The 22,738-nt window shown below is 62.8% G+C and carries 23 protein-coding genes and 2 pseudogenes; 10 read left to right on the top strand and 15 right to left on the bottom strand.

Features of this window, described 5'->3' with window-relative positions:
* Window positions 1-38: 38 nt before the first annotated feature.
* The 3 genes and pseudogenes from CLU85_RS09765 to CLU85_RS23335 all read left to right on the top strand — a co-directional run bounded on the left by CLU85_RS09765 (window position 39) and on the right by CLU85_RS23335 (window position 2,534).
* On the top strand, window positions 39-674 hold the full coding sequence (locus tag CLU85_RS09765) for a response regulator transcription factor (protein WP_100410088.1): 636 nt from the start codon (window positions 39-41) through the stop codon (window positions 672-674).
* Window positions 568-1,970: pseudogene (locus CLU85_RS09760) on the top strand (sensor histidine kinase); the annotation flags it as partial. The gene CLU85_RS09765 and the pseudogene CLU85_RS09760, both read left to right, overlap by 107 nt.
* On the top strand, window positions 1,965-2,534 hold the full coding sequence (locus CLU85_RS23335) for a response regulator (protein ID WP_369858310.1): 570 nt from the start codon (window positions 1,965-1,967) through the stop codon (window positions 2,532-2,534). The pseudogene CLU85_RS09760 and the gene CLU85_RS23335, both read left to right, overlap by 6 nt.
* Here the strand turns inward: CLU85_RS23335 and CLU85_RS09755 are convergent.
* The 5 genes from CLU85_RS09755 to CLU85_RS09735 form a co-directional block, all read right to left on the bottom strand.
* Window positions 2,506-3,945, bottom strand: a complete 1,440-nt coding sequence (locus CLU85_RS09755; RefSeq protein WP_100410087.1) for a coniferyl aldehyde dehydrogenase — start codon at window positions 3,943-3,945, stop codon at window positions 2,506-2,508. The two genes, CLU85_RS23335 and CLU85_RS09755, sit on opposite strands and share 29 nt — an antisense overlap.
* 134 nt (window positions 3,946-4,079) lie before the next feature.
* Window positions 4,080-4,436, bottom strand: coding sequence for a hypothetical protein (locus tag CLU85_RS09750; protein WP_100410086.1), 357 nt, complete (start codon window positions 4,434-4,436; stop codon window positions 4,080-4,082).
* Between the two features lie 75 nt (window positions 4,437-4,511).
* Window positions 4,512-7,118, bottom strand: a complete 2,607-nt coding sequence (gene clpB, locus CLU85_RS09745) for an ATP-dependent chaperone ClpB (RefSeq protein WP_100410085.1) — start codon at window positions 7,116-7,118, stop codon at window positions 4,512-4,514.
* A 192-nt stretch (window positions 7,119-7,310) separates the two neighbouring features.
* Complete coding sequence (locus tag CLU85_RS09740; protein WP_100410084.1) at window positions 7,311-7,787, bottom strand: molybdenum cofactor biosynthesis protein MoaE; 477 nt, start codon at window positions 7,785-7,787, stop codon at window positions 7,311-7,313.
* Between the two features lie 45 nt (window positions 7,788-7,832).
* The gene (locus CLU85_RS09735) at window positions 7,833-8,063 is read right to left on the bottom strand and encodes a hypothetical protein (protein WP_100412470.1); all 231 of its coding nucleotides are present in this window, start codon (window positions 8,061-8,063) and stop codon (window positions 7,833-7,835) included.
* A gap of 73 nt (window positions 8,064-8,136) precedes the next feature.
* On the opposite strand from CLU85_RS09735, the gene CLU85_RS09730 reads away from it, so the two are divergent.
* The 3 genes from CLU85_RS09730 to dapA all read left to right on the top strand — a co-directional run bounded on the left by CLU85_RS09730 (window position 8,137) and on the right by dapA (window position 9,951).
* Complete coding sequence (locus tag CLU85_RS09730) at window positions 8,137-8,391, top strand: hypothetical protein (RefSeq protein ID WP_100410083.1); 255 nt, start codon at window positions 8,137-8,139, stop codon at window positions 8,389-8,391.
* Window positions 8,392-8,400: 9 nt separating this feature from the next.
* Window positions 8,401-8,760 carry a hypothetical protein gene (locus CLU85_RS09725; RefSeq protein ID WP_100410082.1) on the top strand — a complete coding sequence of 120 codons (360 nt, stop codon included), beginning with the start codon at window positions 8,401-8,403 and terminating at the stop codon, window positions 8,758-8,760.
* Window positions 8,761-9,030: 270 nt separating this feature from the next.
* Entirely contained in the window at window positions 9,031-9,951 is a 921-nt protein-coding gene (gene dapA / locus CLU85_RS09720) for a 4-hydroxy-tetrahydrodipicolinate synthase (protein WP_100412469.1), read from the top strand.
* Here the strand turns inward: dapA and moaD are convergent.
* From moaD to CLU85_RS09690, 6 genes are all read right to left on the bottom strand, one after another.
* The gene (moaD, locus tag CLU85_RS09715; RefSeq protein WP_100410081.1) at window positions 9,938-10,189 is read right to left on the bottom strand and encodes a molybdopterin converting factor subunit 1; all 252 of its coding nucleotides are present in this window, start codon (window positions 10,187-10,189) and stop codon (window positions 9,938-9,940) included. The two genes, dapA and moaD, sit on opposite strands and share 14 nt — an antisense overlap.
* 165 nt (window positions 10,190-10,354) lie before the next feature.
* Window positions 10,355-11,617 carry a gephyrin-like molybdotransferase Glp gene (gene glp, locus CLU85_RS09710; RefSeq protein ID WP_100410080.1) on the bottom strand — a complete coding sequence of 421 codons (1,263 nt, stop codon included), beginning with the start codon at window positions 11,615-11,617 and terminating at the stop codon, window positions 10,355-10,357.
* Window positions 11,602-12,171 (bottom strand): molybdopterin-guanine dinucleotide biosynthesis protein B, encoded by a 570-nt coding sequence (gene mobB / locus CLU85_RS09705; protein ID WP_100410079.1) that lies wholly within the window; start codon window positions 12,169-12,171, stop codon window positions 11,602-11,604. Before mobB ends, glp begins: the two co-directional genes overlap by 16 nt.
* Before the next feature lie 109 nt (window positions 12,172-12,280).
* Window positions 12,281-13,726, bottom strand: a complete 1,446-nt coding sequence (gene thrC, locus CLU85_RS09700) for a threonine synthase (protein ID WP_100410078.1) — start codon at window positions 13,724-13,726, stop codon at window positions 12,281-12,283.
* Window positions 13,726-15,060 (bottom strand): homoserine dehydrogenase, encoded by a 1,335-nt coding sequence (locus CLU85_RS09695; RefSeq protein WP_100410077.1) that lies wholly within the window; start codon window positions 15,058-15,060, stop codon window positions 13,726-13,728. Before CLU85_RS09695 ends, thrC begins: the two co-directional genes overlap by 1 nt.
* Before the next feature lie 95 nt (window positions 15,061-15,155).
* Window positions 15,156-16,391 (bottom strand): pyridoxal phosphate-dependent aminotransferase, encoded by a 1,236-nt coding sequence (locus tag CLU85_RS09690; protein ID WP_100410076.1) that lies wholly within the window; start codon window positions 16,389-16,391, stop codon window positions 15,156-15,158.
* A gap of 153 nt (window positions 16,392-16,544) precedes the next feature.
* Between CLU85_RS09690 and CLU85_RS09685 the strand changes: the two genes are divergently transcribed.
* The 4 genes from CLU85_RS09685 (at window position 16,545) to CLU85_RS09670 (ending at window position 19,962) form a co-directional block, all read left to right on the top strand.
* Window positions 16,545-16,916, top strand: coding sequence for an Mth938-like domain-containing protein (locus tag CLU85_RS09685; RefSeq protein ID WP_100410075.1), 372 nt, complete (start codon window positions 16,545-16,547; stop codon window positions 16,914-16,916).
* Window positions 16,917-17,142: 226 nt separating this feature from the next.
* On the top strand, window positions 17,143-17,628 hold the full coding sequence (locus CLU85_RS09680) for a peroxiredoxin (RefSeq protein ID WP_100410074.1): 486 nt from the start codon (window positions 17,143-17,145) through the stop codon (window positions 17,626-17,628).
* 188 nt (window positions 17,629-17,816) lie between these two features.
* The gene (locus CLU85_RS09675; RefSeq protein WP_100410073.1) at window positions 17,817-19,571 is read left to right on the top strand and encodes a PhoH family protein; all 1,755 of its coding nucleotides are present in this window, start codon (window positions 17,817-17,819) and stop codon (window positions 19,569-19,571) included.
* A 1-nt stretch (window position 19,572) separates the two neighbouring features.
* Window positions 19,573-19,962 carry a hypothetical protein gene (locus tag CLU85_RS09670; RefSeq protein ID WP_100410072.1) on the top strand — a complete coding sequence of 130 codons (390 nt, stop codon included), beginning with the start codon at window positions 19,573-19,575 and terminating at the stop codon, window positions 19,960-19,962.
* A gap of 116 nt (window positions 19,963-20,078) precedes the next feature.
* Here the strand turns inward: CLU85_RS09670 and dnaB are convergent.
* The 4 genes and pseudogenes from dnaB to priB form a co-directional block, all read right to left on the bottom strand.
* Window positions 20,079-21,499, bottom strand: a pseudogene (gene dnaB / locus CLU85_RS09665) (replicative DNA helicase).
* Window positions 21,500-21,677: 178 nt separating this feature from the next.
* The gene (gene rplI, locus CLU85_RS09660) at window positions 21,678-22,130 is read right to left on the bottom strand and encodes a 50S ribosomal protein L9 (RefSeq protein ID WP_100410071.1); all 453 of its coding nucleotides are present in this window, start codon (window positions 22,128-22,130) and stop codon (window positions 21,678-21,680) included.
* A 12-nt stretch (window positions 22,131-22,142) separates the two neighbouring features.
* Window positions 22,143-22,424 (bottom strand): 30S ribosomal protein S18, encoded by a 282-nt coding sequence (gene rpsR / locus CLU85_RS09655; protein ID WP_005795932.1) that lies wholly within the window; start codon window positions 22,422-22,424, stop codon window positions 22,143-22,145.
* 18 nt (window positions 22,425-22,442) lie between these two features.
* Window positions 22,443-22,733 carry a primosomal replication protein N gene (gene priB, locus CLU85_RS09650; protein WP_100410070.1) on the bottom strand — a complete coding sequence of 97 codons (291 nt, stop codon included), beginning with the start codon at window positions 22,731-22,733 and terminating at the stop codon, window positions 22,443-22,445.
* Window positions 22,734-22,738: the final 5 nt, after the last annotated feature.

Genomic DNA, 22,738 nt, shown 5'->3' with positions numbered 1-22,738 from the left:
CTAGCCCGCAACACTGCGTTGTGCGCAATACTTGCTCGATGAGTGCCCGACTTTTGCTTGTGGATGACCACACCCTGTTCCGCACGGGGCTGCGCCTGATCGTGCAGGACCATCCTTCGGTGGGTGCGATTGCCGAAGCAGGCTCAATCGCCGACGCCTGCGCGCTGCAGCAGGCGGACATCGATCTGGTACTGCTCGACATCCAGCTGCCCGGCATGAGTGGCCTTGATGGCCTGCGGCTGCTGCGGCAAGCCTGCCCACGGGCCCGCATCGTTCTGGTGTCGGCCAGTGTGGCGCCCGATGCCATTCACGAGGCGCGCGCCCGAGGTGCCGATGGCTTTCTGCCCAAATCTGCGCGGGCAGAGGACATTCTGGAAGCCATTACCTGCGCACTGTCAGGTCACCCCTGTTTTCCCATCAACAGTGGCAACAGTGCCACCACACGGGGGCCCGACGCGCCTTCACTGACCGCGCGACAGCTGGATGTGCTCGCGCTGCTGTGCACCGGCAAGCCCAACAAGGTGATTGCTCGCGACCTGGGCCTGAGCGAGAACACCGTGCGCGTGCATGTTGCCGCCATCTTTGCGCAACTGGGCGTCAATAGCCGCAGCGCCGCCCTGCTGGCAGCGCAGCGCCTGGGCCTGTCTACCCCGCAGCTCCATGACACCCTCTGAGACTGCGCCTCAGCCGCCCTCCGCCACCCCTCCCACACGCTGGGGTTGGCCCGTGTGGGAGCGCGATGAAGTGCTGCGCGAGCAGGTAGCGCTGCTGCGGCAAAATTTCCCGATGACGCTGCTGGCGTCGTTGGCCACCGCGCTGGGCACCTTGTGGGTGATGGCCCGTGTGGCCGACACACAGGCCATCACGGTATGGCTGGTATCACACACCCTCGTGATTGCCGGCGTTTACATCGCGCTGCGCAGCATTGCGCCCTTCGTCGATCCGGCGCCGCGCGCAGCGCGCAAACTGATCGCCTGCATGGCGGCCATGGGTCTGAGCTGGGGCAGCCTGGGCTATGTGGTGCTTTACTGGGGCACGTCCGACAGCGTGATCTATGCCATCGGCATCATCAGCACCGTGTCGTCGGGGGCACTGGGTCTGGGTGCACCGCTCTACCGGGCCTATGTCACCTACCTCACCAGCGCCATTGGGGGGGTGATGATGTCGGTTGCACTGGCAGGGGGGCCCGTAATGTGGCCGGCGCTGTTCCTGACCAGTGTGTACTTCGCGTTGACCTGCCTGCAAGCGCGCACGGCGGACCGGGCCACAAGGCGCAGCATTGCACTCAAGCTCGAAAACGAGCGCCTGGTCAGCCAACTGCGCGACGAATCGCAGCGCGCCCTGGCCGCCCAGGAGGCCGCAGAGCAAGCCGACCGCGACAAATCCCGTTTTCTGGCAGCCGCCAGCCACGACCTGCGACAACCCCTGCACGCCATGGGGCTATTTCTGGAATCACTGCAGCGCAGCCCGCTCAACGAACACCAGCGCACCGTGCTCAAGCACGCGCATGCAGCGTCTGGCGCTGCGGCGGAAATGCTCACCACCTTGCTGGACTATTCGCGGTTGGAGGCAGGAGTGGTCAAGGTGCGACCAGAGGCCTTCGCCGTGCAACCACTGCTGACCGCTCTGGAGCAGGAGTTTGGCGTGCAGGCCGACACAGCAGGGCTGGTGTACCGCACCCGCGAAACCTCGGCCGCCGCCTTTGCCGACCGCTCACTGGTCGGGCTGGTCATGCACAACTTCATCTCCAACGCCCTGCGCTACACGGCCAAGGGCGGCGTGCTGATTGCCTGCCGTACACGGGGCAAGCGGCTCGCGCTGGAAGTGTGGGACACCGGCGCAGGCATCCCAGAGCACCAATGGGGGACATCTTCAAGGAGTTCCACCAGCTCGGTAACCCCGAGCGCGACCGCCGCAAGGGGCTCGGCCTGGGGCTGGCCATTGTCCAGCGGCTGGCGCGCGAGATGAAGACATCTGTCGAGCTGCGCTCGCACCCCGGCAGAGGTTCCGTTTTTCGGCTGTGGCTGGACTGCTGGCAAGGCGCCCTGGAGGACGATGCCACCCCGGCGCTCGACGCACACAGTCTGGTGGGACTGAAGGTTCTGGCCATCGATGACGACGAAGCGGTACGCATGGGCATGCAATCGCTCCTGCAAAGCTGGGGCTGCCAGTGCATGACGGCGGAGTCGAGCGCCCATGCGCTCGAAGTGCTGGAAGATGTGACACCCGACATCATCATCACGGACTTCCGCCTGCGCCACGAAGAGACCGGCAAACACGTGCTGCAAGCACTGCGCGCCTATCTGGGAGCGCCCGTCCCCGCCATCATCATGACGGGCGATACATCCCCGCAGCGCCTGCGAGATGCACAATCGACCTCTGCGCTGTTGCTGCACAAACCCGTGTCCACCGGCCAACTGCGCGATGCAATGGTGCAGCTCATCACGCGGCCTCAACCCCCGGCCATATCAGCCGAGGAGCCTGAGGCATCAGAAGGTGAATCCGCTACAGCCAGCGCCGCAGCAGTCCCATGACCTGATCAAACCTGGCGCCATAGGGCGGGTAGAACAGTGAGCCCATGGCCCAGCGCGATTGCACCAGCACCGATTTCTGGTGGCAAAAGCGCAAAAAACCCCGCTCACCGTGGTAAGCCCCCCAGCCGCTGTCGCCCACACCACCAAACGGCAGGTTGTCGTGCGCAATGTGCATCAGGGTGTCGTTCACCGTCACGCCACCGCTCACAGTGCGGCGCAGCACATCGTCGCGCACGGCCTCGCTCTGGCCAAACCAATAAAGCGCCAGCGGGCGGGGCCCGCTGTTGATGTGGGCAATGGCATCGTCCAGCCGCTCGTACGAGATCACGGGCAGGATGGGGCCAAAAATTTCCTCCTGCATCAGCTGCATCTGCGACGTCGCACCAAACACCAGCGTGGGCAGCATCTGGCGGCTGGCACCGTCGCCCAGCGTTCCCAAGGTGGGCACCATAGGTTTGCCGTCGGTAGGGTCGATCGTGTGCACCTCTGCCCCTTGCGTTTGCGCCTGCTGCAGCATGGTGCGCAGGCGCGCATGATGGCGTGGCGTGATGATGGAAGCGTAGTCGGCGTTGCCCTCGATGGTGGGGAACAGGCGTGCTACCGCAGCCCGGTAGGCCTGCGCAAACTCACCCTCGCGGCCGCGTGGCAGCAGCACGTAGTCGGGGGCAATGCAGGTCTGCCCCGCGTTGAGCAGCTTGCCGTGCGCAATCTTCAGCGCCGCATCCGCCATGTCACAGTGGCCGTCGATGATGCAGGGAGACTTGCCGCCCAGTTCCAGCGTGGTCGGTGTCAGGTTCTGCGCCGCCGCCTGCGCCACCTTGCGGCCCACCGCTGTGGAACCGGTGAACACCAGATGATCGAACGGCAACGAGGCAAACAAAGCCGACAGATTGGCATCGCCCTGCACCACGCAAAACTCGTCGGGAGCAAAGAACTGCGCCACCAGCAGCGCCAGTTGGGCGGAGGTATGGGGTGTCAGCTCGCTGGGCTTGAGCATCACGCGGTTGCCTGCCGCCAGTGCCGTGATGGCAGGCGCCAGGGCCAGCTGCACCGGGTAGTTCCACGGGGCAATCACACCCACCACGCCCAGAGGCTGGCGCTGAATGAACGCATGGGCCGGCTGCAGGTAGATCGGTGTGTGCACTTTCTGGGGCTTCATCCACTTCGCCAGATGACTCAGCGTGTGCGACAGCAGGGTGCGCAACACAAAGAAGTCGGCCACCTCGGTCAGGCGTGGTGAGCGCATGCCAAAGTCGGCCTGCACGGCCGCTGCCAGCACGGGGCCGTTCTCGTCGAGCATCTTGCGAAGGCGCAGCAGCCGCTCTCGGCGCACGAGCAGCGGCACATCCACATGCGCGCGGCTGGCCTGGCGTTGAAGATCGAAATGGGCGTGGATATCGGCTGGTGTCATGGTCGGATCATAGAAGACACCCCGACAGGCGCGTCACGGACAATGCAGAGGAGACAGCGGCACAAATTCGCGGCACCAGCGGCTCCATGCTGGATGGAAAAAGGCGCAGATCGGCACCCGGTCAGCAGCGCCCCTCAGCGCAGGTCTCGCGCCTCGACGTCCGTGACCTCGGCGGCGCCGGGCAGGATGCCGCCCCGGCGCGATGCGGCGGTCTCGTCGCTGGTGCCATCTGCCGCTGGCGCAGCACCACGGCGGCCCGACGACCAGCGCTCGGTGGAACGAAACACCGTGCTGAAGCCCGTGCGCGGGTCCATGCGCATGACCCAGGGGGTCACCGGCTGGCCCGTGAGGCGTGCCCAGCCTGCGCGCAGCGCCCACACCAGCGCCAGCACCAAGGCCGCCGCCAGCAGGCTGGCGAACAACACCAAGCCCATGGCGATGACCACCATCCGCAGCAGCAGGCGCACAACGCCCGCAACAAATTCATTCAAACGACACCTCTCCTTCACATCTTGGGGAAGGGATTGCAGCCCTGACCAGCGCCGCAACCCCTTCCCGGGCCTGCATCACTCTTGCGAGGCCACGCCAAACTGGAACACACCCGGCTCCAGCACCGGGTTCACGGTGACCGGAATCACGCTCTTGGGCGGGAAACGCCCTTCCAGCAGCAGCTTGGACAGCGGGTTCTCGATGCGCTGCTGAATCGCCCGCTTGAGCGGCCGCGCCCCAAACACCGGATCGAACCCCACCTTGGCCAATTCTGCCAAGGCCGCGTCCGACACCTGCAACTCCAAATCCATCTTCGCCAACCGGGTTTGCAGCAGCTGCAGCTGGATCTTGGCGATCGAGGCGATGTGCTGCGCATCCAGCGCATGGAACACCACGGTCTCGTCGATGCGGTTCAGGAATTCGGGGCGGAAATGGTTTTTGAGTTCCCCCCACACCGCGTCCTTGATGTCCTGAGAGTCCTGGCCCACCATGGCCTGAATCAGGTGCGAGCCGATGTTGCTTGTCATCACGATCACCGTGTTCTTGAAGTCCACGGTGCGGCCCTGGCCATCGGTCAGGCGGCCGTCGTCCAGCACCTGCAGCAGCACGTTGAACACGTCAGGGTGGGCCTTTTCCACCTCGTCGAGCAGCAGCACGCTGTAGGGCTTGCGGCGCACGGCCTCGGTCAGGTAGCCGCCTTCTTCGTAGCCGACGTAGCCCGGCGGCGCGCCGATGAGGCGGGCCACCGAGTGCTTCTCCATGAACTCGCTCATGTCGATGCGGATCAGGTGGTCTTCGCTGTCGAAGAGGAAACCTGCCAGCGCCTTGCACAGCTCCGTCTTGCCCACGCCGGTGGGGCCCAGGAACAGGAACGATCCGGTGGGCCGGTTGGGGTCACTCAGGCCCGAGCGCGAACGGCGAATGGCGTTGGCCACCGCAGCAATCGCCTCTTGCTGGCCCACCACGCGCTCGTGCAGCTTGCCTTCCATCTGCAGCAGCTTGTCCTTCTCGCCCTGCATCATCTTGGCCACCGGGATGCCCGTGGCGCGGCTCACCACCTCGGCGATTTCTTCCGCGCCCACCTGCGTGCGCAGCAGGCGGCGCGGGGCGGGTGCACCATCTTTGCCGGCCTCTTGCGCCTGCGCTTCTTTCAGCTGCTTTTCCAGGTCGGGCAGCTTGCCGTATTGCAGCTCAGCCACCTTGTTGAAGTCGCCCTTGCGGGTGAACTCTTCGATCTGGAACTTGAGCTTGTCGATGGCTTCGCGCACATGGGCACTGCCCTGCGCCTGGGCTTTTTCAGACTGCCAGATTTCGTCGTAGTCGGCGATTTCCTTTTGCAGCTTGACGATCTCTTCCTCGATGAGAGCAAAGCGTTTTTGCGAGGATTCGTCCTTCTCGCGGCGCACGGCTTCACGCTCGATCTGCAGCTGAATCAGGCGGCGATCAAGCTTGTCCATCACCTCGGGCTTGGAGTCCATCTCGATCTTGATTTTGGACGCTGCTTCGTCAATCAGGTCAATCGCCTTGTCGGGCAAGAATCGGTCGGTGATGTAGCGGTGGCTCAACTCGGCCGCGGCCACGATGGCGGGGTCGGTGATGTCCACGCCATGGTGCACTTCGTACTTCTCTTGCAGGCCGCGCAGAATGGCGATGGTGGCCTCCACCGTGGGCTCGCCCACCAGAATCTTCTGAAAGCGCCGCTCCAGCGCTGCGTCTTTTTCGATGTACTTGCGGTACTCGTCGAGCGTGGTGGCACCCACGCAGTGCAGCTCGCCACGGGCCAAAGCGGGCTTGAGCATGTTGCCCGCATCCATCGCGCCTTCGCCCTTGCCAGCGCCCACCATGGTGTGCAGCTCGTCGATGAAAACGATGGTCTGGCCTTCGTCCTTGGCCAGCTCATTGAGCACGGCCTTCAGGCGCTCTTCAAACTCGCCGCGAAACTTGGCACCGGCCAACAAGGCCGCCATGTCCAGCGACAACACGCGTTTGCCTTTGAGCGACTCAGGCACCTCGCCCGCCACGATGCGCTGGGCCAGGCCTTCGACGATGGCGGTCTTGCCCACGCCGGGCTCGCCGATGAGCACGGGGTTGTTCTTGGTACGGCGCTGCAGCACCTGGATGGCGCGGCGGATTTCATCGTCACGGCCAATCACCGGGTCGAGCTTGCCCATGCGGGCGCGCTCGGTCAGGTCCATGCAGTATTTGGCCAGGGCCCCGCGCTGGCCTTCGGCCTCGGCGCTGTCCATCTTCTGGCCGCCGCGCACGGCTTCAATCGCAGCCTCCAGGCTCTTGCGCGTGAGGCCGTTGTCCTTGGCGATCTTGGCGGCCTCGCCCTTGCTGTCGATCACGGCCAGCAAGAACAGCTCGCTCGCAATGAACTGGTCGCCGCGCTTGATGGCCTCTTTCTCGGTGGCCTGCAGCACGCGGCCCAGCTCGGGGCCGCCCTGCACCTGGTCGTTGCCCTGCACTTGCGGCAGCCGCTTCACGGCGGCCTCGGCCGCCGTCAGCAGCCCCGGCACATTGGCGCCCGCACGCTGCAGCAGCGCCTTGGGGCCGTCGTCTTGCTTGAGCATGGCCACGAGCATGTGCACGGGCTCGATGTAGGCGTGGTCATTGCCCAGCGCAATGCTCTGGGCATCGCTCAGGGCTTCCTGGAACTTGGTGGTGAATTTGTCGAGACGCATGGGTTGATGTCCTCCGAATTGCACTGCAGTTGGGGCAAGCACTGCCTCATTTCAAGGCAGCAGGCAAACGAATGAATTGACCCAGGTCAGAGAATCGATGGTGAGCGACCGCACCAGGCCGCTATAGATTCAATAGCTATCGGTGCTTGTTCTGCAAGCGCAGAACGCCATTTTTATGCAAACACCCACCATTTAGGCGTTGGAGGCAGTGATGCCCCAACGCGCCAGCGCCGCGTCGTCACTCACCCGCGCATCCACCCAGCGGGCGCCCTGGGGGGTTTCTTCCTTCTTCCAGAACGGCGCCTGGGTCTTGAGGTAGTCCATCAAAAACTCGCAGGCCTGAAAACTCTGGCCCCGGTGGGCACTGGTCACGGCCACCAGCACGATCTGGTCGAGCGGCTGCAGCAGCCCCACGCGGTGGATCACGCGGGCGCCAAAAATATCGAAGCGCCGAAAGGCCTCGTCCACCATGGCCTCGATGGATCTCTCGGTCATGCCCGGGTAATGCTCCAGCTCCATGGACGACACCTGATCCCCTTCATTGCGGTCGCGCACCGTGCCAATGAAACTGCACACGGCACCGACACCCTTGTTCTCGCGGCGCAGTGCAGCCACTTCCGTGGACAGGTCGAAGTCCTCGGGCTGGACGGAAACACGGGGCAAAGTCATGGCAAAACTCTCAACGGGCTGATAACGAAAAGCAAGAAGGCTGGATCAAGGCGACCGGTGCAGTCGGGGCGCAGCCAGCAAGGCACGCTCTTCCTCGACCACCTTGTGCAGCTGTGCCAGTGACGGCGACGGCGGCAACTGGGCCAGCAGGGTCTGCAGGCGCGTGACATCGCCCACCGTGGGCGCCACCTTGATCTGTGCGATGGCGGCATCCACATTGCCGCCGCGCACCAGCGCCAGCACTTTGGCCGGCCATTCACTTTTGTTACGTGCCATAGATTGGTAAAAAATTTGTCTGTACGATTCGCCCGCACTGTACCCGCACTGCCGCCCCTTGCACCTGAAGCCCATGGCCACACAAACAATTCAAACCGATCTGTACAAGCTCTACCCGTCCCCGCGCAACACGGTGCGCGACGTGTTTGCGCACCAGGTCTTCGTGCCCCACCCCTACGCCATCATTGACCTCGATGTGATGGAGCTGGCGGGCAAAACGACACTGTTTGGCGCCTGCCGCCTGTCGGACATGAAAATGGGCCAGGTCGTGACGTTTGAGCTGCCATCCGACCAAGCCAGGTTCGAGCGGCTGTTCACCCCAGACTGAGCGATGCCCATGGACGATGACAACCAGATCCACGTACCGCCCTCGTTCATGGCGGTGTACACCGACGCCCGGGGGCGCCTCACCGACAAGGCGAACGGTGTGCGCACCCGCTACGAGCTGTGTGAAGACCTGGCGGGCCACTTGGTGGAACATGCGCAGACGCTGTACCACGTGCAGGCACCGTCCGAGACCGAAATCCTGCGGCGCATTCACGCAGGGCTGTGTACGGCCGAATCTGGCGTGTCGGTGCCTGAGGCCACCTGGATCGTCACCCGCCTGGCCGAGCTACTCGCCTGGCAATGCCCCGAGCTGATGGCACCGCAGCCAGAGCCAGCGGACGGCACATCACAACAACCGCACACAGGCTGAACTGCTTTTTTGCACCGCTGGTGCATCGCTATACTGCGACCCATGCCCACGCACGCTCCCCTCGCCATGACCGCCGCTTCTGCGGTGGCCTTGCCGTGCGTGGTCAAAGCCAAAAAACCAAAGCTCATCTGACCGGAGCTGTGGTTCCGTCCGGATGAGCGACGGAACCTCCTGGCAGAAAATCTCTCCTCCCTCTTTTTCCTTCCCGGTATTCCGTGCGCTCTTCAGGGCGGTTCTTCCATCGGTCGAACCCACCCAAGGATGCTACGCATGCCCACCCACACTTCTGTAACGGCCGATATCGCAACGGCCGCCCTCCCCGATCGCTCCGTTTTCAGCGGGCTTTGGATCGCCCTGGTCACCCCGTTCAAAGACGGCGCGGTGGACCATACGGCCCTCTTTGCGCTGACCACCCGGTTGCGCGCCCAGGGCGTGTCGGGCTTTGTGGCCTGCGGATCCACGGGTGAGGCTGCCGCGCTGAACAAGGCCGAACAACTACTGGTTCTGCAAACCGTGCTCGACGCCGCCCAGGGCGTGCCCGTGGTGATGGGCGTGTCGGGCTACCACCTGGGCGAGGTGCTGGCGCAGGTGCAGGCCCTCGCACGCTACCCGCTGGCGGGCCTGCTGGTGTCCGCCCCGCACTACATTCGCCCCTCGCAAGACGGCCTGCTCCACTGGTTCCGCGCCTTGGCCGATGCCAGCACGGTGCCCGTGGTCATCTATGACATTCCGTACCGCACGGGTGCCACACTCAGCACCGAGACACTGCTGGCGCTGGCGGCGCATCCACGCATTCAAGCCATCAAGGACTGCGGCGGTAACACCGGCAAGACACAGGCCCTGATTGCCGATGGCCGCCTTGAGGTGCTGACTGGCGAAGACGCGCAAATCTTCAACACACTGGCACTCGGCGGTGCGGGCGCCATTTCGGCCTGCGCGCATTGGCAGACACCGCGTTTTGTGGACCTGATGGAACAGGTGCGTGCGAGCAACCTGCCCGAAGCCCGACGCGTGTGGCAAGCCTTGTTGCCTTGGGTGGAGGCCTGTTTTGCAGAACCCAACCCCGCGCCGCTCAAGGCCATGCTGGCCCATGCGGGCGAGGTGCGCAATGAGCTGCGGGCACCCATGATGCCCGCGTCTCGGGAGCTGGGGCAGCGCCTGCGGACGCTGCACGAACTCAGCCGCCCGTAACCGGAGGGAAAAACGCCACCTCTGCCCCATCGGCCAGGGCGGCGGATTCATCGCTCAGGGTATGGTTGAGCGCCATGCGCACGGCCCGGCCGCGCGCCAGGCTGCTGGCGTGAGCGCCGCCGCGCGCGATCAACTCGTCACGCAGCGCGCCCAGCGTGGAGGATGTGGTCTCCAAGGCCTCACTGCCTTGCCCAATGGCCTCACGGATGGAGGCGAAGTAGCGTACACCGACTTTCATCTCAGTTCTCCATAACGCGGCGCGTCATTTGCAGCGCATGAAACTGGCACACCCTAAGCCAGCGCCCCCGCGCAAGGGCCGTCCCGCCGCGCTGGGGGCGTCCCCCTCCCGCATTGCGCAGCAATGCGAGAGAGGGGGAAGGCGCGAAGCGACTCAGGGGGTGTTTCATCCCAACAGCTCCGAGAAAGCGATGAACCGAACCGTGTCACCGGGTGCCATCGTCTGGCCCGCCGGGTTGTCCACCACGCCGTCGCCCCACGCGGCCGAGGTGAGCACACCCGAGCTTTGATTGCTGAACAGATCCAGTCCGCCCGCCGCGTTGTGGCGCACGCGCAGAAACTCACGGCGTTTATCGGCCTTGGGCCAGATGAAATCAGCGCGAGCAGCTATGGATTGAGGAGCAACGTCCTGCACGCCCTGCAATCGCAGCACAAACGGCCGCACCAGCAACGCAAAGGTCAGAAAGCTCGATACAGGGTTGCCGGGCAGCCCCATGAAGTGCGCGGCACCATCGGCACGCGGGATCTGGCCGTAAGCGAACGGCTTGCCGGGCTTCATGGCGATCTGCCACAGGTCCAGGCTCCCGAGCGTCTCCACGGCGGGTTTGATGTGGTCTTCTTCGCCCACACTCACACCACCGCTGGTCAGGATCAGGTCGTGCGCAGCACTTGCCTTGCGCAGGGCGTCGATGGTGGCTTCGCGTCGGTCGGGCACGATGCCGAAGTCCGTCACCTCGCAGCCCAGGCGCAGCAACATGGCGCGCAAAAAGAAACGGTTGCTGTTGTAGATGGCGCCAGGCCGCATCTGCTCAGGTGGCACCTCGCCGGGCATAACGAGCTCATCCCCCGTGGAGAACAGCGCCACGCGCGGGCGACGCGCCACCTGTAGCTGGTGTTGCCCGATGCTCGCAGCCAGACCCAGCTCCGCTGGCGTGAGGCGTGTGCCTGCGGCCAGCACTACCGCGTCGCGGGTGATGTCTTCACCCGCATGGCGTATCCATTGGCCCTGCTGGGGCACGGTGTTGATGCGCACTTGGCCCAAGCCATCGCCATCTGTGGCACTGGCCAGGGCCTCGCAGTCTTCCTGCATCAGGACCGCGTCGGCACCTGCGGGTACCGGAGCGCCGGTGAAGATGCGCGCTGCCGTGCCCGGCCGCAGGGGCTCGCCCGCGCTGCCAGCGGCAATGCGCTGTGACACGGTCAACAGCACACCCGCTTCGGCCACGTCGGCGCAACGCACGGCGTAGCCATCCATGGCGCTGTTGTCCTGCGGGGGCACCTGCAGGGCCGAGATGCAGTTTTGCGCCAGCACGCGACCGTCTGCATCAAAGGTGGTGATCGTCTCCGTCCCTGCCAAAGGGGCGGCCCTGGCCAACAGGTCGGCCAACGCTTCATCGAGTGGTTTCAGCGGCTTCATCGGGGGGCGCATGGCAGCAGCCCTCCGTGCAGTTCCCAGTTGTAGTCAAAGCGGTGCTCGTACTGGATGAGCCAATCCACCACCTGGGCGGGCGCATCGAGGTCAAGCAGGGGCAACTGCGTGGGCACGGGCAGGCTCTGCGGTGCATTGGTGGCCACGGCGACCACAAAATCGTCTTCGGGGTAGCGCACCGGCTTGGCCACCTGGCCGGGTTCAGGTGCGCGCCACACCTCGACCTTGAGCAAGTCGCTGTCCTTGAAACCCTCCACCAGCACCCAGTCCACGCCCTGGTACAACTCGGCCAGCAGGTGGTGCACGCTGAGCGTGGCGGGCTGCTCAAACTCACGGACCAGCATCAACCGCTTGTCCGAGGCGGCCACCACCTCGAAAGCACCCGCTTCGCGGTGGCGGTAGGTGTCCTTGCCTGGGTGGTCGATGTCGAAACTATGGTGGGCATGCTTGACCACCGACACACGCAGCCCCCGCAGCCGCAACTCGGGGATCAACTGCTCGACCAACGTGGTCTTGCCACTGCCAGAGAAACCGGCAAAACCGACAACTTTCATCCATTGCTCCTTGGTTAGCTATGCTATTTATAGCTGCTACCGCTTAACAGAAAAGCGCCAGGGGCATCTTTGACCTCAAAACCCAGCCGCACCACATCCAAAGCAGGCCCTAGCCCAACACGGCAGGCGCGCAATGACGCTCGATGTAAGCCTTGACCAGCTCCACGTCGGCGGGCATGACCTGCACACGCTTGGGCAGGTCTTCGATGCCCACAAACTTCTCTGGGCGCTCGGGCGCGTGGCCCAGGGCTTCAACGATGGTCTCGGCAAACTTGATGGGCAGCGCCGTCTCCAGCACGATCATGGGCACCTTGGCATCCTGGTGGTGCTCACGGGCCACCTTCACGCCATCGGCGGTGTGGGTGTCGATGGTGACGCCATGGCGCTCAAAGTTGTCCTTGATGGTGGCCAGGCGGTCTGCGTGGGTGCTCTTGCCGCTTTCAAAGCCGTATTTCTTGGCGGCGTCGGCAAACAGGGGGTCGGCGCTCAGATCGAACCGGCCATAGGTTTGCAGCGCGGCGCTGAACAAGGCCTTGGTGCGCTGGCCGTTGCGGCCCAGCAGGTCAAAAACGAAACGCTCGAAATTGCTGGCCTTGCTGATGTCCATCGAGGGGCTCGATGTCTCATGCGTGTCCGCAGCAGCACGCACGCGGTAGGCACCGGTGCGAAAGAACTCATCGAGCACGTCGTTCTCGTTGGTGGCCACCACCAGCTTGGCAATCGGCAGGCCCATCTGGCGCGCCACATGGCCCGCGCAGACATTGCCGAAGTTGCCGCTGGGCACGGTGAAGCTGACCTTCTGGTCGTTGCTCTCGGTGGCCTGGATGTAGCCCGCAAAGTAGTACACCACCTGCGCCAGCAGGCGCGCCCAGTTGATGGAGTTGACGGTGCCGATCTTGTACTTGCGCTTGAAATCGAGGTCGTTGCTCACGGCCTTGACGATGTCCTGGCAGTCATCAAACACGCCTTCGATGGCGATGTTGTGGATGTTCTCGTCCTGCAGGCTGAACATCTGGGCCTGTTGGAAGGCGCTCATGCGGCCGTGCGGGCTGGTCATGAAAACGCGCACGCCCTCTTTGCCGCGCATGGCGTATTCGGCAGCGCTGCCGGTGTCGCCGCTGGTGGCACCCAGGATGTTGAGTTCTTCGCCACGGCGGTTCAGTTCGTACTCGAACAGGTTGCCCAGCAGCTGCATGGCCATGTCCTTGAAGGCCAGCGTGGGGCCGTTGGACAGGGCTTCGAGCCACAGGCCGTCTTCAAGATGACGCAAGGGCACGATCTCGCCCGTGCCGAAGACTTCGGCGGTGTAGGTCTTGGCACAGATCGCCTTCAGATCGGCGGCCGGGATGTCGTCGATGTACAGCGACAGGATTTGGAACGCCAGCTCGGCGTACCCCTGCTCGTGGTAGGCCTTGCGCAGGCGCGTGAGCATGGCGCGGTTGACCTTCGGGTAGTGCTCGGGCATGTAGAGGCCACCATCGGGGGCCAGGCCTTCGAGCAGGATGTCGCAAAACTGTTTGCGGTCTGCATGGCCGCGGGTGGAGACGTACAGCATCAGTTCAGCTCCTCTTTGCGGATGCGCGTGATGGGCGCCAGCACGGTAGGCAGCGCCTGCATCTGGGCGATCACGGCGTCCATGGTGCCTTCGCGGGTGTCGTGGGTCAGGATGATGAGATCGGTCTGGGTAGAGCCCTCGCCTCCTACCTCGTCCGCCTCGCGCTGCAGCACGGCATCGATGCTCACGCCCGCCTCGGCCAGCAGGCCGGTGACCTTGGCGAGCACGCCCGCCTGGTCGGCCACACGAAGGCGCAGGTAGTAGCTGGTGACCACTTCGCTCATGGGCAGCAGCGGCAGCGTGCCCATGGCATCGGTCAGCGTGTTGGCCTGGAAAGCCAGGTGCGGCACGCGGTGCTCGGGGTCGGCCGTGTGCAGGCGGGCGATGTCCACCAGGTCGGCAATCACGGCACTGGCGGTGGGCTCACTGCCCGCGCCCTTGCCGTAGTACAGCGTGGTGCCTACGGCATCACCCTGCACCACCACGGCGTTCATGGCGCCCTCGACGTTGGCAATCAGGCGCTTGGTGGGCACGAGGCTCGGGTGCACACGCAGCTCGATGCCCTTGTCCGCGCGCTTGGTGATACCCAAGAGCTTGATGCGGTAGCCCAGTTGTTCGGCGTATTTGATGTCGGCAGCGCCCAGCTTGGTGATGCCTTCCACATAGGCCTTGTCAAATTGCACGGGAATACCGAACGCAATCGCGCTCATCAGCGTGACCTTGTGGGCTGCGTCCACGCCTTCGATGTCGAAGGTGGGATCGGCCTCGGCGTAGCCCAGGCGCTGCGCTTCCTTGAGCACCACATCAAAGTCCAGCCCTTTGCTGCGCATCTCAGACAGGATGAAGTTGGTGGTGCCATTGATGATGCCGGCAATCCACTGGATGCGGTTGGCGGTGAGGCCTTCGCGCAGTGCCTTGATGATGGGGATGCCACCGGCCACGGCGGCCTCGAAGGCCACCATCACGCCCTTGGCCGATGCGGCGGCGAAGATCTCGGTGCCGTGCACGGCCAGCAGCGCCTTGTTGGCGGTGACCACATGCTTGCCGGCCGCGATGGCTTCGAGCACCAGCGCCTTGGCGACGCCATAGCCGCCGATCAGCTCAATGACGATGTCGATGTCGGGGTTGGCGATGATGGCCCGGGCGTCATTCACCACCTGCACGTTGGGGCCCACCACGTTCTTGGCGCGCTCTACATCCAGATCGGCCACCATGGTGATCTCGATGCCACAGCCCGCGCGGCGGCTGATTTCGTCCTGGTTGCGTTGCAACACGTTGAACACGCCGCTACCGACAGTGCCAATGCCCAGAAGGCCTACTTGGATGGGTTTCATGGGATTTATACCAGTCAAAATGGGCTCTAGCGCTTATTTATAAAGCGCTAGCAGCTATAAAAAAAGAGCAATCAAACAACAGGGCAACACACTGATCAGGCCGTGGCCGTCTGCATGCGCTTGCGGTACTGCTCCAGGAACCGGGCCACACGGCCAATGGCGTCGCGCAAATCATCCTCGTGGGGCAGAAACACGATGCGGAAATGATCGGGTGCAGCCCAGTTGAAGCCCGTGCCTTGGACCAGCATGACCTTGGTTTCCTGGAGCAGCTCCAGGAAGAACTGCTGATCGTCCTTGATGGGATAGATGGCAGGGTCCAGGCGCGGAAACATATAAAGCGCCGCACGCGGTTTCACACAGGTCACACCGGGGATGGCCGTGATGAGTTCATAGGCCAGATCACGCTGCTTGCGCAGACGCCCGCCTTCACACACCAGTTCATTGATGCTCTGGTGCCCCCCCAGTGCCGTCTGAATCGCCCATTGGCCAGGCACGTTGGCGCACAGACGCATGTTCGAGAGCATGTTCAGGCCCTCGATGTAGTCCTTGGCGGGCTTCTTGTCACCCGACACCACCAGCCAGCCCGCGCGGTAGCCGCACGAGCGGTAGCTCTTGGACAACGAGTTGAAGGTAAGAGTGAGCACATCCTCGCTCAGCGAGCCAATGGCCGTGTGCCGGACGCCGTCATACAACACCTTGTCGTACACCTCATCGGCAAAGATCACCAGGCCATGCGCCCGCGCGATCTCGACAATGCCCTTGAGCAATTCGTCCGAATACAGCGCCCCTGTGGGGTTGTTGGGGTTGATGACGACGATGCCCTTGGTGCTGGGAGTGATCTTGGCGCGAATGTCATCCAGGTCCGGCATCCAGCCATTGGCCTCATCGCACAGGTAGTGCACCGGAGTCCCCCCCGACAGGCTTGCAGCAGCCGTCCACAGCGGATAGTCCGGCGAGGGCAGCAGCAGTTCGTCGCCCGTGTCCAGCAGCGCATTCGTGGCCATCACGATCAGCTCGCTGGCACCGTTGCCCAGATAAATGTCGTCCAGCGTGACGCCCTTGATGCCCTGCTTCTGGGTCTCATGCATCACCGCTTTGCGCGCGGCAAAAATACCCTTGCTGTCCGAGTAACCGGCCGAGTTGGGCAGATTGCGGATCATGTCCTGCTGGATTTCTTCGGGGGCGTCAAATCCGAACACCGCCAGATTGCCGATGTTGAGCTTGATGATCTTGTGGCCGTCCTCCTCCATCTGCTTGGCCGCGTCCATGATGGGCCCCCGGATGTCGTAGCAGACGTTGGCGAGCTTGGCGGATTTTTGGACGGTTTTCATGCGCTGACGGTGGTGCAGTGGGGTCAGGTGTCAACCAGAGCGGCTGGCATCTTGGCGAAACCTATAATTTGACCACAGAACCAAAGCAATCCCCCGGCGCCGCGCCTCATGGCAGTGCCCGCGCAGCGCGTTCTGCCATCCACGCCAACACCCATGAAATTCCAGCCCGACCGATCAAGCGCACAAACCATCAGCGGCTATGGCCCCGGCTGGATCGGCATTGATGCGGAGAAGATCACCCACAGCGTCATCATTGGCTCTGCAGGACTGCGCCAAGCATGGGCCTGCACCCGCTTTGAGGACCTGACCCCAGAGCACTTTGCGCAGTTGGCGGAACTGGAGACGGAACTCGTCATTTTCGGCAGTGGTACACGCAACCGCTTCCCTCCTCCCGCCTGGCTGGCCCCTCTCATTGCCCGCAGGCTGGGGCTGGAAACCATGGATACCCCAGCGGCCTGCCGCACCTACAACATCCTCGCCAGCGAAGGACGGAATGTGGTCGCCGCCCTGATTCTGGAAGTCTGAGGCCCCTTCTGCGGCCGCCGGGGTTCGTGGCGGTTTGCGAAAGCACTGGCACCTATGCACGGCCTTGCCGAAGCGCTCAAACCCAAGCAAGACACACTGTCTTACATTTGGCCGGGAACCGATTTCAGGGTAAAATCACCGGTTGCGGTCGGGGGCACTATCAAGAGCAATAACACACCCACTCCCCCGGCTTACCAACGACTACATCCTGAGAGATTGAAGTGATATGGCGATCGTTGTCAACAAACCCCTCCCTGAATTTGAAGCCAACGCGACTGGTGGAATCAAGGTCTCCAACACCTCCCACCTCGGCCAGGTCATGGTTCTGTACTTCTACCCCAAGGACAACACGCCTGGCTGCACCACGGAGGCCATGCAGTTTCGCGACAAGTACAAGGACTTCGTGAAGGCTGGCGCTGCTGTGTTCGGCGTCTCGCGCGACAACATGAAGTCGCACGACGATTTCAAGGAAAAGCTGGAACTGCCGTTTGAGCTGATCGCCGACACCGAAGAAAAAATGTGCCATATGTTCGGCGTGGTCAAGAACAAGATCATGTACGGCAAGAAGGTCAAAGGCATTGAGCGCAGCACCTTCCTGGTCGGGCCCGACGGTCTGCTGGTGCAAGAATGGCGTGGACTCAAGGTGCCCGGTCACGTGGACGAAGTCCTCAAGACCGTCAAGTCCATCAAGGCCCTGAAAAAAGCCGCCTGATCCAAGCACTGGGGCATCGGCGCGACACCCCGCTTGTTTTGCCCAGGCAAGACATCCGGAGTAGGCATAATGGATTTATGCCCCTGGTTATCGCAACACTTGCCCCCTTTCCAAAAGCCGCCTTGGCCTCCAGGCGGCTTTTTGCTTTCTGACCCCCCGATTTTTTTACCGACCGAGGCCCCGCCACCATGCCCCTGCCCCCCGCACCCAGCCGGCGCGCTGCACTCCTCGCGCCAGAAGCCTTTGAAGTGACCGCCCGTCCACGGGTGTCACAAGCCTCCGCCAACGAGCCCGTCGCTGCACCCGCAAAAACCGCATCTCCTGCGCGCTCAGGACGCAAAGCAGACAGCGTGGCATCGACGGCGATCTCTGCAAATTCAACACCCCTCATGCAGGTCGAGACCCGCACCCGCGCGCCAGAACCAGCCACTCCACCAGCCGCCCGTACGACCAGCCCCCGCAAGACGCGCACGACAGGCATTGCGCCACCGGCAGTGAATATGGCAACGCCTGCGCCATCCACCGCACGCAGCAGAAAGTCTGCCTCGCAAGGCCCCACCAAACTTTTTGTGCTGGACACCAACGTGTTGTTGCACGACCCCACCAGCCTGTTCCGTTTTGAAGAGCACGACATCTTCCTGCCGATGATCGTGCTGGAAGAGCTGGACGGTCACAAGAAGGGCATGACCGAAGTGGCCCGCAATGGCCGCCAGACCAGTCGCACCCTGGATGCACTGGCTGGCGTGCAAGGCGCCGACATTGCCCACGGCCTCAAGCTCGACTCCACCGGCCAGCGGGCAGCGGGCGGCCATCTGTTCTTCCAGACAGTCCCGCTCGATTACAGCCTGCCCACCAGCCTTCCCCAGGGCAAGGCCGACAACCAGATCCTGGGCGTGGTCGAAGCACTGCGCAAGCTGCACGCGCCGCGCGAGGTGGTGCTGGTGTCCAAGGACATCAACATGCGCGTCAAGGCGCGCGCCCTGGGCCTGAACGCCGAGGACTACCAAAACGACAAAACACTGGAAGACGGCGACCTGCTGTACGCCGGTGTGCTGGCACTACCGCCCGACTTCTGGGCCAAGAGTGGCAAAAATGTGGAAAGCTGGCAAAGCGGTGCCCACACTTACTACCGCATCGGCGGCCCCATCGTGCCGCAGCTGATGATCAATCAGTTCGTGTACTTCGAAGCCCCCGGCGAGCCCAGCCTATTTGCGCGCGTGAGCGAGATCCGCGAAAAGACGGCGGTACTGCAAACACTCAAGGACTACGGTTCGGCCAAGAATGCGGTGTGGGGCGTGAGCACACGCAACCGTGAGCAGAACTACGCCATGAACCTGCTCATGGACCCCGAGATTGACTTTGTAACCCTGACTGGCACAGCCGGCACCGGCAAGACCCTGCTGGCCCTGGCTGCAGGCCTGACCCAGGTACTGGACGATCGCCGCTATACCGAGATCATCATGACCCGCGCCACCGTGAGCGTGGGCGAGGACATCGGCTTCCTGCCCGGCACCGAAGAAGAGAAGATGGGCCCCTGGATGGGCGCGCTGGACGACAACCTGGAGTTCCTGGCCAAGGGCGATGGCGGCAACGCAGGCGAATGGGGCCGTGCGGCCACCAACGAACTCATCCGCAGCCGCATCAAGATCAAGAGCATGAACTTCATGCGCGGCCGCACTTTCCTGAACAAGTACGTCATCATCGACGAGGCGCAGAACCTGACGCCCAAGCAGATGAAAACACTGATCACCCGGGCGGGCCCTGGCACCAAGATCATCTGCATGGGCAACTTGGCGCAGATCGACACACCGTATCTCACCGAAGGCTCATCGGGCCTGACCTATGCGGTGGATCGTTTCAAGGGCTGGCCACACAGCGGGCACATCACGCTGGCGCGGGGCGAACGTTCACGCCTGGCAGATTTCGCCAGCGAGGTGCTCTGAGTTGGCTGCAGGCTGGGTCGCTGCGCTAAAACTGGTGCCCTGGGGCGACGTCATCGAGGCGACGCCCCAGATCCTGCAGGCAGCCAAGAAGCTGTTGGGCACCACCCAAAAAGGCAACGCAGAAGCGGAGGCAAGTGCACTGGACGGGCCCGGCGGCGAATCCGCCACTCCCATCGCCGTGCAACTGCGGCATTTGCGTGACCGTGTCGCACGGCTTGAACAGGAGCAACAGGAGTCGGCCGTGCTGATCCAGTCCCTGGCTGAACAGAATGCCCAGGTCGTGCAGGAGGTAGAACTGCTGCGCAAAAGCCACCAACGGCTCACGGTCATCGCAGGCGTTCTGACTGCGGGATGCGTGGGCTTGCTGGTGTGGGTGCTGAAGCAGTCATAACAACGGTCAGCACACGGTGACAGCGAAGACACAGACGCCGGACAACGCCTTCATACAATTGCTATAAATTTAATAGCTACTAGCGCTTATTCGATAAGCGCTAGTAGCTATTTTCATTAGAAATCGTCGCCCGAGCCCATCGCCAGATTCTCGAAGCGTGTCTGGTTCTTCTGGAAGAACAGCTTGATCGTGCCAGTCGGCCCGTTACGCTGCTTGCCAATGATGACCTCGGCAACATTGGGCTCCTTGGAGTCCTTGTTGTAGTAGTCGTCACGGTAGATGAACATGATGATGTCGGCATCCTGCTCGATAGCGCCGGATTCGCGCAGGTCGGACATCATGGGGCGCTTGTCGGTGCGCTGCTCCACCGATCGGTTGAGCTGAGACAGCGCAATCACCGGGCACTGCAGCTCCTTGGCCAGCATCTTCAAGCCCCGGGAGATTTCACCCAGTTCGGTCGCCCGATTGTCCGAGCTGGCCGCCGAGCCCGATCCGCTCATCAGCTGTAAGTAATCGACCACGATCAAACCCAGCTTGCCGCACTGGCGCGCCAGGCGCCGCGCATTGGCGCGCAACTCGCCGGGTGTGAGGCCCGGGGTTTCATCAATGTGCAGCGAGACGGTGCGCAGCTTCTCGATAGCCTCTGTCAGCCGGGGCCACTCGTCGTCTGTGAGCTTGCCGGTGCGCAGGTTACCCTGGTTCACACGGCCAATCGAGCCCACGATACGCACCGCCAGCTGGGCGGCGCCCATTTCCATCGAGAAGATGGCGACCGGCAAGCCCTCATTGAGAGCCACATGCTCGGCGATGTTCACCGCGAACGAGGTCTTGCCCATCGACGGGCGCGCCGCCAGCACCACCATGTCGCCTGCCTGCAGGCCGGACGTCATGCGGTCCAGGTCGGCAAAGCCTGTGGGAACACCGGTCACGTCCACCGGGTTGTCCGCCATCTCCTGCACCCGGTCCAACAGATCAATCACCAGAGTGTCGAGCGACTGAAAACCCTGCTTGGTGCGCGAGCCCTCTTCGCCAATGGCAAATATCTTGGCTTCGGCCTCGTCCAGGATCCGCTCGACCGTCTTGCCCTGCGGGTTGAACGCATTGGTGGAGATTTCATCGCTGGCCGTGACCAGTTTGCGCAGGATGGCGCGCTCGCGCACGATCTCTGCATAGCGGCGAATATTGCTCGCGCTGGGGACGTACTGCGCCAGGTTGTTCAGGTAGGCCAGCCCCCCATCTCCTGTGCCTTGCCCTGGTTCTGAAGGTGCTCGAACACCGTGATGACGTCAGCCGGCTTGCTGCCGTTGATCAGCGCACCAATGGCCGAATAGACCATCTGGTGCTCGTGTCGGTAAAAGTGGCTCTCCACCAGCAGATCGCCCACGCGATCCCAGGCATTGTTGTCCAGCAGCAGGCCCCCCAGCACGCTGGACTCGGCCTCGATCGAGTGGGGTGGAACCCGCAACTGGGCGATCTCCCGATCCACCGGGGGCGGAACGAAACCATGGTCATCCAGTGGGGGAAAGACTGCGGACATGGAGGTTCTCCGGACAAGGCCTAAGTCAACAATACAAGCCCGCTGCCAGGCACAGGCGGCAACGGGGATAAAGCTGTGGGTAATCCGTGGATTACCGGTGGGCAATCATGTACAAAACAGGTGCACACAAAGACAAAAGCCGCCCGAGGGCGGCTTTTTGTTGAATCACCAAGGTGAATCAGGCCGTTTCGCCGTAGACCGAAACGGTCACGTCCACCACCACGTCGGTGTGCAGAGCGACGCTCACGGTGCTTTCGCTCACGACCTTGATAGGGCCGTTGGGCAGGCGAACTTGAGCCTTGGCAACCTTGTAGCCCTGCTTGCTCAGCTCTTCAGCGATGTCATGGTTGGTCACAGAACCAAACAGACGGCCGTCCACGCCAGCCTTTTGCGTCAGCTTGACGGTGGTGCCAGCCAGCTTTTCGCCTTGGGCTTGGGCTTCTGCCAGCTTGGCAGCAGCAGCCTTTTCGAGTTCAGCGCGCTTGGCTTCGAACTCGGCCTTGGCCGATTCGGTGGCGCGGCGTGCGCGGCCCGAAGGGATCAGGAAATTGCGGGCGTAGCCGTCTTTGACCTTGACGATTTCACCAAGGTTGCCGAGGTTCACAACCTTGTCGAGCAGGATGATTTGCATGGGTTGTGCTCCTTAGATCTTGTGCTGGTCGCTGTAAGGCACCAGGGCCAGGAAGCGAGCGCGCTTGATGGCGGTATTCAGCTGACGCTGGAAGATGGCACGCGTGCCAGTCAGGCGCGCGGGGATGATCTTGCCGTTTTCGGCGATGAAATCACGCAGCGTGTCGACATCTTTGTAGTCGATTTCTTCAACACCGGTCACCGTGAAGCGGCAAAAGCGCTTGCGCTTGAACAGCAGGGACTGGGTGTTGCGCTTTGGGCGCTTGTCTTTGTTGAACTTCTTGAACGTGGCCATTGCGGACCCCTTGGAAAATTAATTTTGTTGAATATCCTGGATGTGAAGCACTGCGGTCTTGCCATTGCGCGGGTTGGCCAGAAATCCACTGAAAGTCCAGAGACTTCCGATGTTCTGCCTCGCCAGACGCTCAGCCATTGCACCAAAGGCAATGGCCTTGATGGCTGCCTTGACTTCCCGGGGATGGTCTGCCTCAGTTTGCTGGGACTCGTGTTCGAGTCGCAGGGTGAGGGCAGGCAATCCAGCAGGTGTGTAGCGCAGGGACTCAGCCTCAGCGATACACGCAGTCAAGACTACGCGGTTCTCCACTCCAA

Source organism: Acidovorax sp. 69 (assembly GCF_002797445.1).
Classification (GTDB): domain Bacteria; phylum Pseudomonadota; class Gammaproteobacteria; order Burkholderiales; family Burkholderiaceae_C; genus Acidovorax.
This window is presented reverse-complemented; position numbering and strand designations above follow the sequence as displayed.

Excerpts from the sequence above, each read along its gene's own strand:
- CLU85_RS09735 (WP_100412470.1), bottom strand. The coding sequence starts at position 8,063 with ATGGCACGTAACAAAAGTGAATGGCCGGCCAAAGTGCTGGCGCTGGTG.
- CLU85_RS09725 (WP_100410082.1), top strand. The coding sequence starts at position 8,401 with ATGGACGATGACAACCAGATCCACGTACCGCCCTCGTTCATGGCGGTG.
- thrC (WP_100410078.1), bottom strand. The coding sequence starts at position 13,726 with ATGCTGTACGTCTCCACCCGCGGCCATGCAGACCGCAAACAGTTTTGC.
- rplI (WP_100410071.1), bottom strand. The coding sequence starts at position 22,130 with ATGCAAATCATCCTGCTCGACAAGGTTGTGAACCTCGGCAACCTTGGT.
- CLU85_RS09730 (WP_100410083.1), top strand. The coding sequence starts at position 8,137 with ATGGCCACACAAACAATTCAAACCGATCTGTACAAGCTCTACCCGTCC.
- mobB (WP_100410079.1), bottom strand. The coding sequence starts at position 12,171 with ATGAAAGTTGTCGGTTTTGCCGGTTTCTCTGGCAGTGGCAAGACCACG.
- glp (WP_100410080.1), bottom strand. The coding sequence starts at position 11,617 with ATGCGCCCCCCGATGAAGCCGCTGAAACCACTCGATGAAGCGTTGGCC.
- CLU85_RS09675 (WP_100410073.1), top strand. The coding sequence starts at position 17,817 with ATGCCCCTGCCCCCCGCACCCAGCCGGCGCGCTGCACTCCTCGCGCCA.
- CLU85_RS09690 (WP_100410076.1), bottom strand. The coding sequence starts at position 16,391 with ATGAAAACCGTCCAAAAATCCGCCAAGCTCGCCAACGTCTGCTACGAC.
- CLU85_RS09740 (WP_100410084.1), bottom strand. The coding sequence starts at position 7,787 with ATGACTTTGCCCCGTGTTTCCGTCCAGCCCGAGGACTTCGACCTGTCC.
- CLU85_RS09765 (WP_100410088.1), top strand. The coding sequence starts at position 39 with ATGAGTGCCCGACTTTTGCTTGTGGATGACCACACCCTGTTCCGCACG.
- rpsR (WP_005795932.1), bottom strand. The coding sequence starts at position 22,424 with ATGGCCACGTTCAAGAAGTTCAACAAAGACAAGCGCCCAAAGCGCAAC.
- CLU85_RS09695 (WP_100410077.1), bottom strand. The coding sequence starts at position 15,060 with ATGAAACCCATCCAAGTAGGCCTTCTGGGCATTGGCACTGTCGGTAGC.
- CLU85_RS09755 (WP_100410087.1), bottom strand. The coding sequence starts at position 3,945 with ATGACACCAGCCGATATCCACGCCCATTTCGATCTTCAACGCCAGGCC.
- CLU85_RS23335 (WP_369858310.1), top strand. The coding sequence starts at position 1,965 with ATGAAGACATCTGTCGAGCTGCGCTCGCACCCCGGCAGAGGTTCCGTT.
- CLU85_RS09685 (WP_100410075.1), top strand. The coding sequence starts at position 16,545 with ATGAAATTCCAGCCCGACCGATCAAGCGCACAAACCATCAGCGGCTAT.
- dapA (WP_100412469.1), top strand. The coding sequence starts at position 9,031 with ATGCCCACCCACACTTCTGTAACGGCCGATATCGCAACGGCCGCCCTC.
- CLU85_RS09680 (WP_100410074.1), top strand. The coding sequence starts at position 17,143 with ATGGCGATCGTTGTCAACAAACCCCTCCCTGAATTTGAAGCCAACGCG.
- clpB (WP_100410085.1), bottom strand. The coding sequence starts at position 7,118 with ATGCGTCTCGACAAATTCACCACCAAGTTCCAGGAAGCCCTGAGCGAT.
- moaD (WP_100410081.1), bottom strand. The coding sequence starts at position 10,189 with ATGAAAGTCGGTGTACGCTACTTCGCCTCCATCCGTGAGGCCATTGGG.